The organism is Thioalkalivibrio sp. ALMg3 (genome assembly GCF_000381225.1).
GTDB lineage: Bacteria > Pseudomonadota > Gammaproteobacteria > Ectothiorhodospirales > Ectothiorhodospiraceae > Thioalkalivibrio > Thioalkalivibrio versutus.
Genome location: NZ_KB906230.1, coordinates 92474 through 105206, shown reverse-complemented (window position 1 = coordinate 105206; position 12733 = coordinate 92474). Strand labels below are relative to the sequence as shown.

Below are 12733 nucleotides of genomic sequence, written 5' to 3'. Positions count from 1 at the left end.
CACTCGACGCTGGGCTACCTGCCTCCCAGCGTCTACGAGCAACCAACGGCAGCCAATCCACCTAACGCGGTGTCCGAAATCACTTGACCACCACACATGGGTGTCCACTTCTTCTGGTTTCTCAGCGGAAACTGAATTTCCAAGAAGCACCGCTCATCTGTGCGCCATCCAACAGATGAATCGTTTCCATGTGTAGTAGTTTTTTCGTGTAGTAAGAAGATCCTGCGCACTCGACACGGAATGGCCGCCCGGGATCGCTAGGGGCGATTGCCTCCGCATGAAGCTCCATCAAAGCCGGCCGACATACGTTGGGATCTCCAATTGATCATTAGAGGACTTACGAGCGCCCGCACTAAACACCCGCTTTCAACCGCTGCACCCGGCTGGCGGCGGCACACCCCAGATTCAGGATAGGGGACTCATCGCAAGCCAACATTCCGCCGGCGACCACATCAAGCCACTCGTAATCCAAATTCGCAGCCATCACCGGACTGTCGGTGGGCCTGAAAGCTCGCCCTAATACCTAGAACATTCGCCCACCCAACTGCCCGCCGAATCCCCCTTACCTACGTAATTTCTCGATGGATGCCATGGCGCACGATCTGTTCCAACAGGTACTCAGCCTGCTTCAGACCTATCCGTATCTGTTCATTTTTGTCGGCATACTCGTCGCGGGCGAAGTCGTGCTCTTGCCGGCGATATACCTGGCTGCGACCGGGCGCCTTGATCTTGCTGCAGTCATCTCGCTGGCAATATTGGCCACCGTCTTGTCGGACCTCGTCTGGTACGGGCTGGGAAGAAAATTCCCCGCTTCTGCACTCGACCGCATCCCTGGACGCCACAGCAACAACGCCGTTCGTGGTCTGGAACGCCTGTTCAATCGCAACGGCGTACAGATCCTGTTTTTATCCAAGTTTGTATATGGCACACGGACGGCGGCCCAAGTGCTTGCGGGGGTACACGATATGCGTTTTCGCACCTATATCATCGTCAATTTCCTCGGCGTCCTAACCTTATTCGCCGTCTTCGTTGCTCTCGCCTATTCGGTCGTCGGAACGACGCGTCGACTTGCCGATTTGGTTGAGGATCTGGAGATCGCCTTCCTGATATTCATCGTCATTGCGGTGTCCGCCAATTATATCGCGAGCCGGGTCTTGAGGAACCGATGGTCTCGGTAGTCATACCAGCCTTCAATGAGGTCGGAACCATCACCGATGTCATTACGTGTGCACGCCAGCATCCTTGGGTTGGGGAAGTCCTCGTGGTCGATGATGGCTCTACGGATGCGACGGCCCAGGTCGCAGAGGCCGCGGGCGCCCGCGTCATCCGTCTGGCTCGAAACACGGGCAAGGCGACTGCATTGGATGCAGGCGTGTGTTCGGCGAAATCTAACGTCCTGTTATTTCTCGACGCTGACGTGACTGGCCACACACAGCAGACCTTGTCCCGGATCATGCAGCCCGTCATCGAGGGACGCGTCGAGATGAACGTTGGCTTGCGCGCGCGATCGACGCTGATGCTAAACCAGGCGCTGCGATTCTTCCCAATTATCGGCGGAGATCGGGCATTGACCCGCCGGCTCTGGGAGGCCGTCCCGACGAATGGCGTGCGGGGTTTCCAGATCGAGATCGCCTTGAACCACACCTCCAAGCAATTCGAGAAGGGGATGGCATTCGAACTAGTGCGTGGTACGTTCCATCACATTAAAGAAAGGAAATATGGTGTCGTGGCTGGCGCTACCCAACGCGCGATAATGATCCGACAAATCCTGTCGATATCATTCCGGCTTTACATACTTGGCTGGATCAAGCAGAGGGCTGTACGCATCAGGAAGAGGAACAAGGTCGATAGCGGAATTGATTTTTAGATAATGTCTGATTCCCACCGCCAAGGAGGCTCTAATTGGTCTTCACGTTCGCGCAGACATCGGGGGTCAAGACGTCGGGGTCAGGCCTTGCCTTTTTCCATCCACCGGAAGCCTAGGAGGAAAAAGGCAAGGCCTGAGCCCAGAGCCCCTGCTGTGGATGACAACGAGGTCCGCCCCCGTCATGTGGTCATGAATCTTATCCTTTGGCAGATATGGCCCTGAGGGTGCTGGCGATTGGCATGGCTTCCCTCCCTGGAATGACCCATTTGAAGACAGAAATTGCAGCTTTAAGCCCGAATTCGGGCCTTGATCCGACGATTTTCTTTTCCTGTTCCACCGTTGGCGTGGTCCCGCCGCTCCTCCTATTCCCGGCGCCCACCAGCCCCGCGCCGCACAAGCGGCCCGGGGCTTTCGGCCGCTTCGGCGTTCCGGGTAGCCGCTACGACGACGAACGCGCATTCACCGCGCCCCGGCCGCAGGGGTTCGATATCCCGCATCCCGGCAAGCGGCCCCGCAAGGGTCTGTACCCACCCATCGATCGAGAAGCCGCCATGCACAAGCAGCTGTTCCACTTCGTCCGCGGAATGAAAAGTGGCGTCGCGGTAAAACACGCTCTCCGACTGATGCGCCAGGTACTCCTGCCCCAGTGGACTGTCGCGGTCGATAAAGCCGATTACCAGACGGCCACCAGGCCGTAGCACCCGCTGCGCCTCGGCAAGCATGCGCGCGGGAGAGTCGACAAAGCACAGGGTTGTCACCACCAGGGCATAGTCGAAGCTGCACGCCTCAAAGGGCATGTCTTCGGCCGTCCCCTCCACGATCTCGATACCCCGGGCAGCCGCGTGGGCCAGCATTGCCGGGGAGGGATCGAGGCCCACCTGCACCCCGAGCGGCGCGGCGAAGCGTCCCGACCCTACGCCGATCTCGAGCCCCCGGCCTACCCACGGCACAAACGCGCGCAGGGCCAGCAGTTCGGAGAGATAGGCCGGTTCGTGCTTGTCGAACCACGCCTCATAGCGCTCATGGTGCGCGTCGAATGGGGCCACCCTGGGCATCGGCCAGTCACTCCCGCTAATACGTCGACGAATCTGCGATTGGCGTCCGGCTATGACGTAGTAGTACGCGTCTAACCGCGGCCGCGCGCGGTGGCGCGCAGCAGCTTCATCAGGATATAGCGTTCCCGAAACCGGGCTGCCAGCTCCGCCGCATCACGGGGCGCAAAATCGGCCCAGGAAAGCGTCAGCCTCTGCCTCTTGGCCTGACTTCCCTCCCTGGAAGTCCCATTTGATGGCCGAAATGACCGCTTTAAGCTCGAATCGCGCCCTTTCTAGACCGGTTCCCTTCGGCTTTTCCGTACGTTACCGAGGTCCGACCCCGTTATCTTCCTCAGAGAGCCAAGTCATGGGTGTCCTCTTCCATTTCATGCGGCGGGCGTGCCTCCTCCGCGGACGAGCTCGGTCAGCGCATTTAGGGCGTCGCTGGCCGTGAAGATCCCCAGGAACCGGCCATCTTCATCGTTGACGATCACGCTGCCCACCTTGTTTTCCGACATGGCATACGCCACTTGGTCCAGAGGCGTGGTCGCCGTCACCGTCAGCGGGTCGGCCGCCATGATGTCGGAGGCTCGCACCTGATTGATCTCGGTGAGCGGCAAGCCGAGGACCACGCGGACCTCGCGGTCACTGACCAGCCCCACCACCGACTCACCGCGCACGACCGGAAGATGGCGCACGCCATGCCGCTCCATCAACGCCCGCAGCTCGTCGATCGCCATATCTTCGTTGGCAGTGACGGGGTCGGGGGTGGTGAACTCCTCCACCGGTACATTCATCGACGTCATGTCCAGCACTCCTGTGATTGCTGCAGCCCACGGTACCAGATACACGCGAGCGTATCGGGCCCGGCCCTTCCCGAGGTGATGCGTCCCTGTGCAGTTGGCCTTCAATGGCTGCCCCCCTTGTCTCCCTGGTTCTAGCGCTTGACCTCCATGTGGATCTCGATGGTGCGCAGAAGCTTCTGGCGGTCGATCCAGCCAATGGCCCGGCCGGATGCCTCCAGCACCGGGATCTGGTTGAGGTTGTGCTCACTCATGAGCTGCAGGATCTCCTCGGCCTGCGTATCCGGCGCGACGTGTCTCAGCGAATCCGCGCGGGTCATGATGTCGGCGATCCGGGTGGTCGCCCACCGCTCCCGCGGCACCTTGCGACTGTCGCTCAGGGTCACCAGCCCCTGCACCCGCTCCGGCTCGCCGACCAGAAAGGAGCGGCGCCCGCCCGGCAGGACGCCCTGGTCGATCCACTCCTGGATGGATGCATCCGGGCTGACGAAGGGCGGTTCCGGATCGGCCAGATCCCGCGCGCGGACATCCGCCAGCCGGTCGCGCATCTCGTACATCCGCCCCTGCCCTTCGGCCATGGTCAGCAGGAACCAGGCGATCAGCATGATCCAGACACCGCCGATCGGGTTGCCGATCACCACGAGGTTCCAGAAGCCGAAGCCGAACAGGAGATACGCCACCATCCGCCCGCCCCAGACCGCAGCCGCCACCGCCTTGCGCGGATCGCCGGTGACCTTCCAGACCAGCGCCCGGAACACCCGCCCCCCGTCCAGCGGAAAACCGGGGATGAGATTGAACACCGCCACCACCAGATTGATGAACGCCAGCCAGCCCAGCGCTACCGACACCGGCTCGTACCAACCGGAGGTGGCCTGCGCGAGCCCCCCGAAGATCAGCGCCAGGCCCACACTGACTGCTGGCCCGGCGATGGCGATCCAGAACTCGTCGTCCGCGCGCTCGGTGTCCCTTCCCATCTGTGCCAGCCCGCCGAAGATGAACAAGGTGATCGATTCCACCGGCACACCCCGCCGGATGGCCACCACGCTGTGGCCTAGCTCATGGGCCAGGATGGACGCAAAGAACAACAGGGCCGTCACCACCGCGGTACCCACCACCATCGGCAGGGTCCACTCCGGAAACTGGTAGTGGAAGCCGGTGCTCATGGTCGCCAGCAGTAGCAGGAGGATGAACACCCAGCTCACGTGGATCTGGATGCGGATACCACTGATGTGGCCGAGGACCAGGACCGTCTTGAACATACTTCCGCTCCTTGCAAGGGGGAGCGGCCCCGTATCGAACAGCCAGGACCACCTGACACCCATTATGTGGCCCCGCGGCACCGCCCGCACATGAGAGAGACCCGTGCGACGCCGGGGTCAGACCGTGCCCCATCAAGGACACTCTGGCGGGCCCACAAACATTCGACCCGAAACGCCGATACCCTTGATAAAGTGCCGGCCGCGAGCCATCGCCGCCTTCCGCATGCGCTCGACACGGCCCAGTGCCGCCACGTGGTAACTCCTTCCACCTCTGCGGACGTGCCGGACAAAATGTGCCGGATCGATCTGCAGGCGTTCCAGGATCGGCGGGATGTGCTCCGGAATCGCCCCGCGCTTGTCCTCGCGGATCGCGCGCCCAGTCCACTCGACCAGTTCCAGGTAATCGTCAGTGGTGAAAACCACCGCATTGGGATGCCCGTCATCACCCTCGTGGCCCAGCGTCGTCAGGCGGGGTTCCGTGCGCTCCCCGGACTCTTCTCCGGTCGCGTCCGGCACGCTTGCACGCTCCCGGATACGCTGCTGGATGGAGGTGACATCGGATCCCTCGGGCGTATCCGCCATCCCCGCACGCACGGGGTTCAGATCCACATAGCTCATGCAGGTGAGCACGGCCGCATCGTCCAGTAGCGCCTGGCTCTTGTAGCGGCCCTCCCAGAAACGACCCTTGCAGCCCTCTTCCGCGTTCGCCCGCCGCGCCAGATGCTCGTTCAGGCTGCGCATGAACCACGAAAGGTCCTGCAAGCGCTCCCGCCACTGCGCGATCTGCACCTGCGCCCGCTCGCGCTCGGCCACCGTGCCTGTCTGCCCCGCCCGGTACCGCGCCACCAGCAGCGGCAACGAGAACAAGCGCTCCCAGCGCTCCATCACCTCGTCTTCACTCCAAGCCGCCGCCCGGTCCGAGTCGAGCCGCACAACCAGGTGATAGTGGTTCGACATCACCGCATAGGCGCAGACGTCCACCGCGAACACGTCCTCAAGCGCGCGCAGCCGCTCCAGCACCCAGCCGCGCCGGTGCTCGTAGTTCTTGCCCGAATAGAAATCCTCGCCACACAGGAACGCGCGGCGAACACAGCGACAAATGCAGTGGTAATACGGCGTCGCCTCGATCGAGACGAGCTCCTTCCTGGCTCGCGTCATCAGGACCCTCCTTGGTCCATGAACTCACCCCAAAACCTAGCCAGACCGCCTCAGACCGTCAAGAAGATCATGGGTGTCCTCTTATTAGTTGCTTCTCCCCTTTTCCGCTTCACCCGGTACATTTCGCCATCCGCACGGCTCAGCAAGGTATCGGCGTCCTCTCCGTCAGCGGGATAGCAGGCCACGCCAATGCTACAAGACGGTATGATCCCGCCGAACTCGGCGCCTAGGGGCTCGTCCATGGCCGATTGAATGTGCTCGACCTTTCTGGAAACGGCACCCTCCACCTGGATATCCGTCAGCAGGACAATAAACTCATCCCCGCCCATCCGCGCCACCGTGTCCGTCTCCCGCACGCAGCCTTCCAGCCGCCGGGCGATCGTACAAAGCACACGGTCCCCCACCGCGTGTCCATGGACATCATTGATCACCTTGAAGTCGTTGATATCCAGAAACAGCAAGGCCAGGTGGTTCTGGTAGCGATGGGCCGAATGTATCGCCAGATCCAGGCGGTCATAGAACAGCGATCGGTTGGTCAGTCCTGTCAGCGGATCATGATGGGCGAGGAAGCGCAGTTCCTCCTCGGCCTCCCGCAGGGCCGTCACGTCCCGCGCAACCCCAATCCGCACACCCTCCTCCTCGACCCAGTGGGCCGACCAAAGGATGTACACGACACCGCCATCTTTGCGGATATAGCGGTTACGGAAATCGACGTGAGGCTTGCCCTCCATGACCCGAACAATGGAGGCCAGTGAGGCCGCCAGGTCTTCCGGATGCATATAGTCGGTGATCGTGGTTCCGATCAGCTCCTCCGCGCGATAACCAAGCAGATCCTCACAGGCATCGGTCACGAAGACGATCTGATTGTCCCGATCGACCACAAAGACCGTGTCGAGGATCAGATGGATCAGCCTGGCCGAGAGCGCTTGAAGGTCAACGGGCATTGGTCAAGGATATCTGGTCCACGGACTCACACTCTAGCGAAACACTGATTAATGTACGCACTCGCGCTCGAGTCGCTTTTGCGTGCGAACAAGGCGCGGTGACTGCCGTGCAGTCATTCTGCACAAGAGAGCCGCAACCGTTCCGCGACGGGGTCGGACCACGACAACCTACTGACTTCATGGCGTTATATCGCGCCAAACCCCCTTTCTAGAGGCTTATCCGCCCTATTTCGCCGTCAAAACCGTTCATCTACCCCATAACTCGCCCCATCGTCGCGCACCCATGCGGTATCCCCCGTCTGTTCAACGTGGCGCCCCGGCGACCGCACCCCCAGCGCCCGGTGCACTTCGTCCACATACGGCCGGTTCCCTACCGCGACGGCCGTCGTCCACCACTCATCCCGACTGGCGCGATCCGAGGCCAGCGCCTCCTCCACCCACAAACGATGACACTCCCTCAGCTCGGCTACGGCGCCGATCTCCAACGCATCCAGCAGGGCCGGCTCATCAATGACTCGGTAACGGTCCGGTGGTGTCTGGATCTCGCGATATCCGCTGGCTTCCCACTCCGATGGATGCTTCACCACCCCCGCCCGGACCATGTTCAAGTCGATGTACACCAGGCAGCGCGCGAGGTGGGTCCCGGTCTGCACGGCAGTGGCATGGTACCGGTCTTCCCAGAACGCGCCCTTGCGCGCCTTGCGCCGGTTGTATGACTGGCCAACCCGGCCCGCGATCAACTGCATGGAACGCGCAATCTCGCCTCCGCCCCCATCGCGCACCAGCAGGTGTACATGGTTGGAGGTCACTATGTAGTTGAGCACACAGAGTCCGTAACGCTGGCGCGCCTGGTACAGCCAGTAGCGCCAGAGCCTCCGGTCGCGGGCGAACTTCAGCAGAAACTCCTGCTTGTGACAACGATGGGTAACGTGCCAGACATGGCCCGGCAGATGATGGCGATTCGCCCGTGGCATGGCTTCCCTCCCTGGAATGCCCATTTGATGGCCGAACTGACCGCTTTAAGCTCGAATCCAGCCCATTCTAGACCGGTTTCCCTCGGTTTTTCTGCAGGTTACCGAGGTCCGACCCCGTGATCTATTCATTGCACTTCGTTGCCACGGCACATATCCATTGATAGACTGTTTCCGCCTAGCATAATGGGCTTCGGCCCATCGGAATGCGCAGCGCATTCTGCCTAGCATTTTTCGCTTTCTAGCGGAGCTTCCGATCGTGGACTCCGCTAGTCAGCGGAGTCCACGATCGGAAGCTCCGTCCGCGCGTGTCAAAGTAGGCGCCTCACAATGTTTAAAACACACTTCAACCGACATGCCGTATCGAATTCGTTGAGCTCGATACGGCATTCCTTGCATGATGGAAAAATCACGCTACCCCCTAAAAATACCACTTTTGTTTTTCTATGCGGAGCGAATATATCCCGCAACGTCGTATCAACTAGACGTCAAGCAATAATTGACTTTTCACGCCACGCACTACCTCATTCTTCATTCTTTATTGCAGAACGCGCTTTGGACGTTTTGCAAAAAGAAAGCCATAACGAAAACCTTATAGATATAGAGCACCGCATATCACAGTTTGCTGACTATATCCTGATCGTACTCGAAAGTCCTAGCGCATTCACTGAACTGGGTGCCTTCTCATCAAAAGAATTGCGCGACAAGCTAATAGTCATCAACGACTCCAAGCACGAAGATTCCACCTCTTTCATCCATCTCGGTCCGCTTAAAGCACTAAAGGACGCACAGGGGCACTCGAGGGTAATATACTACCCTATGGCACCTGATGGCATAACCTACCTCGATGCCGTCGGCGAAACATTCGCCACTTTATCGGCGCTTCTACCACCTCGTGTTCGCCGATCTACAAGACTCCCACCTTCCGACGCTGACCCAGCAAGCCATTGCACGAAGTCCGCTGCTCTCTTTCTCCATGACCTCATATACATCGCAGGCCCCATAAAGCATGCGGAGGTTATCAAACTCTGTCGAAACGTATTCGACCCAGACGGTAGCTATAATAATGTGCGGATCTTGCTTGGCATCCTGGTTGCATTTGACGCAGTTACACGTTGCACGGAAGGACTGTATAGGTCCACGCGCTCCGAACCTTATCTCAAATACAACCTTGACATAAATAGCATTGTCGCTCAATTCCGGACACTCCACCTCAAGAATAATCCTGAACGATTTTACCCATGAATATCCGAGAACGAATTGCTGCCGATCTACATGTAAGTCACGAACTGATTGACAGAGCCGTCTGGGAATCACATTCAAAGGTGAAGAAGTTCAGAATAAAAAAGCGAAATGGCGGGACTCGACCCATTTTTCACCCGTCCAAAAAAACCAAACTCATCCAACAATGGATAATTCACAACATCCTAAACCACCTGCCCGTTCATGACGCTGCAATGGCCTACAGGAAAGGCCTGTCTACAGTTGACAACGCCAGGAAACATAGACAAAATCGCTATTTTCTTCGTATCGATTTAACAAACTTCTTTCCAAGCATTACCTACAATGATCTCGAACCCCTCATAAGGGAATGGCATAGCCATGCAGAGACTGATTGGACTCTTGACCCAACGAGTGAACTCTTACTCAAACATACCTGCTTCTCACAAGATGAAACACTGAGAATTGGAGACCCGTCTTCTCCAAGTATCTCCAATGCTGTCATGGCCTCCCTAGATGAAACGATCTCCAACACGGTCAGAGCTTTAAGCAAGAATCCGATTGCCTACACACGATATGCAGATGATCTGATTTTCTCAACTAACGAAAGAGGGCTCTGCAAGCCGATACATGAACATACCGTCGCCGTCATCGAAGAATCTACGAGCCCTCTGCTATCCGTCAACCGAAGAAAAACACGGTTTTTAAGTCGCAGCGGAGGCTCTGCAATCGTCACGGGAATAAAAATCAATCCCGACGGAAGCCTAACCCTCCCGAAGAGCTATAGAAATGAAATTCGGTTCAAGCTCGATCTATATAGAAAAGGAAAGCTAGGCGACTCGGATGTACGAGAACTAAGGGGTCATTTAGCCTACTGCAAGCATGCAGCGGCTGGGTATTACTCCAGACTCTGCGGAAAACATTACCGCGAGATCGAAGAAATAACAACAAGCCTTCAAGACCATTCTTGCTAGACCCATAGGATCGTCGAAAACATTGTTTTCAAGGCCCACGAACCGCTGAGTAGTCAGACTCCACCTCCCGATATATTTGCCGTCTAACCCGCTCATGCACACTTGGCTCTGGGTTTATTACAATGACAGAAGTCGGATTTTTAGTCCCCCTGCAAAGTCCTGCGCGCAGCAATGTTCTTATTTCGACATCATCGTCAGGAATCGAGTATCCAATTATAGACAGGCGATCTGCACGACTAAGAACATCATAGGCATCCGACCAAATCGCCATGACCGGCCCAATTGACATCGACTTGGCACGAGCCATGGTCAACATAAACGGTTGATGGGTCGAACCTTTTATTACCTGATACCCCCTCGTCCAGTTCTCAACAGCGTGGGAGCGCGCGAGATGCTTGCTCGAAACAGAGTCATGGCGCTGCCTCCTAGGGTTTATCAAGTCTTCCAGTCGAAAGTAATTCCTCAGGCCCCAAGGCTTCTTGGCGTATTTCTTCTCGGTCCAGTCAACCGAGCCATGAAGCTTCAGAATCGTTAGCGCACTAAGGTCGTTGGCCCACTGCAGACGGAACGGAACTCCGCGCCGGATACACGCGCGCTCGATGAGATAGTCCCAGTTACTAGTTATAACAACATGACCTGGCTGAAGCATGTCATCTAGCAACGGGTTTTCGCAGGTGAGTTCTTTGTCTATCTGTTTTGAGTCCGAACAAATTATGCTTGCGATTGCAAACTTTAGATCTCTTAACAAGGACGAATCAGAAAACCCCTGGGGTAGGCCCGATCCAATGCTTTCGTAAGTAGAAAGAACGGTAAAAAAGCCCCCAACGGGTGGCTGAAAATTCTTTCCGTCATCAGGATAGAAGTACTGATATGCAGCTTCGAGACGATTACCGATATCCGCGGACACGCCCCAGTGATGATTTCCATTAGACAATGAATGGACGCGGGAGAGCAGTTCGGCCGTATTGGGAAGACCAAATGCTTTCGAAAAACCCGCACCCAAGAAATAGATTTGTGTGTTACGGGCTGGAGATCTGGCCATTTAGAAACCTAGCTGTACCGCGGTTATTGGTTCTGTGACTGAGCTAAGGGGCGTACGAAGATTCGAGCCCATAAAAAAGGGCGCCAGCTGGCGCCCTTTTTCTGATAGAACATCACCATCGCCTTGGCTCCGTTCCATCGGACGCGCTAGGTGAACTCAATCCCAGCTCAACGCCCCACCCGTCTGATACTCCGTAACCCGCGTCTCAAAGAAGTTCTTCTCCTTTTTCAGATCCAGCACTTCGCTCATCCACGGGAACGGGTTGTCGGCACCCGGGTACATCTCGGCCAGGCCGATCTGGGCGCAGCGGCGATTGGCGATGAAGTGCAGGTATTCCTCGAACATCTGCGCGTTCATGCCGAGCACGCCGCGGGGCATGGTGTCGCGGGCGTACTGCGCCTCCAGCTCGACCGCGTCACGGATCAGGGTGTGCATCTCGTTCTTGAACTCTTCGGTCCACAGGTGCGGGTTTTCGACCTTGATCTGGTTGATCACGTCGATGCCGAAGTTCATGTGCATGGACTCGTCGCGCAGGATGTACTGGAACTGCTCGGCCACGCCGGTCATCTTGTTGCGCCGGCCCATGGAGAGGATCTGCACGAAGCCGACGTAGAAGAAGATGCCCTCGAACACGACGTAGAAGGCGATCAGTTCGCGCAGCAGCTTCTGGTCCGCCTCCGGCGTGCCGGTGCGGAAGTTCGGGTCCGCCAGGTGCTTGGTGAACGGCAGGGCCCATTCGGCCTTGACGGCGACGGAGGGCACCTCGCGGTACATGTTGAAGATCTCGCCCTCGTCCAACCCCAAGGACTCCACGCAGTACTGGTAGGCGTGGGTGTGGACCGCTTCCTCGAAGGCCTGGCGCAGCAGGTACTGGCGGCACTCGGGGTTGGTGATGTGGCGGTACACGGCCAGCACCAGGTTGTTCGCCACCAACGAGTCGGCGGTGGAGAAGAAGCCCAGGTTGCGCTTGACGATGGTGCGCTCGTCCTCGGTCAGACCATTCGGGTCCTTCCACAAGGCGATGTCCGCGTTCATGTTGATTTCCTGCGGCATCCAGTGGTTGGCGCAGCCGTCCAGGTACTTCTGCCAGGCCCACTTGTACTTGAAGGGCACGAGCTGGTTGAGGTCCGCGTGGCAGTTGATGATCTTCTTGTCATCCACGCGGATGCGCTCGGCACCCATCTCGATGTCTTCCAGGCCGGTGCCGGTCAGGGCCTCTTCGTTGGGCTCGGCCAGCGGCTGGCCGGCGTTCTCCGGTTCCGGCGGGACGCTGGGCGCGGCACCGGCGGTGCTCATCAGGGCTTCGTTCTCCTGAAAGCCCATGCCCGGGCGTACGGCGGGTTGTTTCTGGCCTTCGCCTTTTACGGCGGCAATCGGATCGTCCCAGGAAAGCATAGTGTCCCTCTTCTTTCGGTGGCGGCCCGGCGCGGTGGCCGGGCCTTTGTTCAGTTTGCTTGGTC

The 12733-nt window shown here is 58.2% G+C and carries 12 protein-coding genes; 4 read left to right on the top strand and 8 right to left on the bottom strand.

The window, feature by feature from the left end; genetic code table 11:
- The first annotated feature begins 590 nt into the window (after window positions 1-590).
- The gene (locus F622_RS0111450) at window positions 591-1178 is read left to right on the top strand and encodes a DedA family protein (protein WP_019572012.1); all 588 of its coding nucleotides are present in this window, start codon (window positions 591-593) and stop codon (window positions 1176-1178) included.
- Window positions 1166-1867, top strand: a complete 702-nt coding sequence (locus F622_RS0111445; RefSeq protein WP_019572011.1) for a glycosyltransferase family 2 protein — start codon at window positions 1166-1168, stop codon at window positions 1865-1867. The genes F622_RS0111450 and F622_RS0111445 overlap by 13 nt, the downstream gene beginning before the upstream one ends.
- A gap of 362 nt (window positions 1868-2229) precedes the next feature.
- Here the strand turns inward: F622_RS0111445 and F622_RS0111440 are convergent, their stop codons facing one another.
- From F622_RS0111440 to F622_RS0111415, 6 genes are all read right to left on the bottom strand, one after another.
- Window positions 2230-2922 carry a class I SAM-dependent methyltransferase gene (locus F622_RS0111440; protein ID WP_018175684.1) on the bottom strand — a complete coding sequence of 231 codons (693 nt, stop codon included), beginning with the start codon at window positions 2920-2922 and terminating at the stop codon, window positions 2230-2232.
- Window positions 2923-3287: 365 nt separating this feature from the next.
- The gene (locus F622_RS0111435) at window positions 3288-3707 is read right to left on the bottom strand and encodes a CBS domain-containing protein (protein ID WP_018175683.1); all 420 of its coding nucleotides are present in this window, start codon (window positions 3705-3707) and stop codon (window positions 3288-3290) included.
- 131 nt (window positions 3708-3838) lie between these two features.
- Window positions 3839-4963: a site-2 protease family protein gene (locus F622_RS0111430; RefSeq protein WP_018175682.1), complete on the bottom strand. Its 1125-nt coding sequence runs from the start codon at window positions 4961-4963 to the stop codon at window positions 3839-3841.
- 132 nt (window positions 4964-5095) lie between these two features.
- Complete coding sequence (locus F622_RS0111425) at window positions 5096-6121, bottom strand: transposase (protein WP_018175681.1); 1026 nt, start codon at window positions 6119-6121, stop codon at window positions 5096-5098.
- A gap of 50 nt (window positions 6122-6171) precedes the next feature.
- On the bottom strand, window positions 6172-7065 hold the full coding sequence (locus F622_RS0111420; RefSeq protein WP_019572010.1) for a sensor domain-containing diguanylate cyclase: 894 nt from the start codon (window positions 7063-7065) through the stop codon (window positions 6172-6174).
- A gap of 236 nt (window positions 7066-7301) precedes the next feature.
- Window positions 7302-8039, bottom strand: a complete 738-nt coding sequence (locus F622_RS0111415) for a transposase (protein WP_019572009.1) — start codon at window positions 8037-8039, stop codon at window positions 7302-7304.
- A 327-nt stretch (window positions 8040-8366) separates the two neighbouring features.
- On the opposite strand from F622_RS0111415, the gene F622_RS14310 reads away from it, so the two are divergent.
- Together F622_RS14310 and F622_RS13940 are read left to right on the top strand one after the other, a co-directional pair.
- On the top strand, window positions 8367-9281 hold the full coding sequence (locus F622_RS14310; protein ID WP_369773132.1) for a retron St85 family effector protein: 915 nt from the start codon (window positions 8367-8369) through the stop codon (window positions 9279-9281).
- Entirely contained in the window at window positions 9278-10231 is a 954-nt protein-coding gene (locus F622_RS13940) for a retron St85 family RNA-directed DNA polymerase (RefSeq protein ID WP_081620993.1), read from the top strand. The genes F622_RS14310 and F622_RS13940 overlap by 4 nt, the downstream gene beginning before the upstream one ends.
- Before the next feature lie 28 nt (window positions 10232-10259).
- On the opposite strand, the gene F622_RS14075 is transcribed toward F622_RS13940, so the two are convergent.
- Window positions 10260-11273, bottom strand: coding sequence for a hypothetical protein (locus F622_RS14075; protein WP_155997136.1), 1014 nt, complete (start codon window positions 11271-11273; stop codon window positions 10260-10262).
- Window positions 11274-11429: 156 nt separating this feature from the next.
- Window positions 11430-12668 (bottom strand): ribonucleotide-diphosphate reductase subunit beta, encoded by a 1239-nt coding sequence (locus F622_RS0111410; protein WP_019572008.1) that lies wholly within the window; start codon window positions 12666-12668, stop codon window positions 11430-11432.
- Window positions 12669-12733 lie beyond the last annotated feature (65 nt).

Coding starts and splice junctions, on each gene's coding strand:
- F622_RS0111450 (WP_019572012.1), top strand. CDS start 591: ATGGCGCACGATCTGTTCCAACAGGTACTCAGCCTGCTTCAGACCTAT.
- F622_RS0111445 (WP_019572011.1), top strand. CDS start 1,166: ATGGTCTCGGTAGTCATACCAGCCTTCAATGAGGTCGGAACCATCACC.
- F622_RS0111440 (WP_018175684.1), bottom strand. CDS start 2,922: ATGCCCAGGGTGGCCCCATTCGACGCGCACCATGAGCGCTATGAGGCG.
- F622_RS0111435 (WP_018175683.1), bottom strand. CDS start 3,707: ATGACGTCGATGAATGTACCGGTGGAGGAGTTCACCACCCCCGACCCC.
- F622_RS0111430 (WP_018175682.1), bottom strand. CDS start 4,963: ATGTTCAAGACGGTCCTGGTCCTCGGCCACATCAGTGGTATCCGCATC.
- F622_RS0111425 (WP_018175681.1), bottom strand. CDS start 6,121: ATGACGCGAGCCAGGAAGGAGCTCGTCTCGATCGAGGCGACGCCGTAT.
- F622_RS0111420 (WP_019572010.1), bottom strand. CDS start 7,065: ATGCCCGTTGACCTTCAAGCGCTCTCGGCCAGGCTGATCCATCTGATC.
- F622_RS0111415 (WP_019572009.1), bottom strand. CDS start 8,039: ATGCCACGGGCGAATCGCCATCATCTGCCGGGCCATGTCTGGCACGTT.
- F622_RS14310 (WP_369773132.1), top strand. CDS start 8,367: ATGTTTAAAACACACTTCAACCGACATGCCGTATCGAATTCGTTGAGC.
- F622_RS13940 (WP_081620993.1), top strand. CDS start 9,278: ATGAATATCCGAGAACGAATTGCTGCCGATCTACATGTAAGTCACGAA.
- F622_RS14075 (WP_155997136.1), bottom strand. CDS start 11,273: ATGGCCAGATCTCCAGCCCGTAACACACAAATCTATTTCTTGGGTGCG.
- F622_RS0111410 (WP_019572008.1), bottom strand. CDS start 12,668: ATGCTTTCCTGGGACGATCCGATTGCCGCCGTAAAAGGCGAAGGCCAG.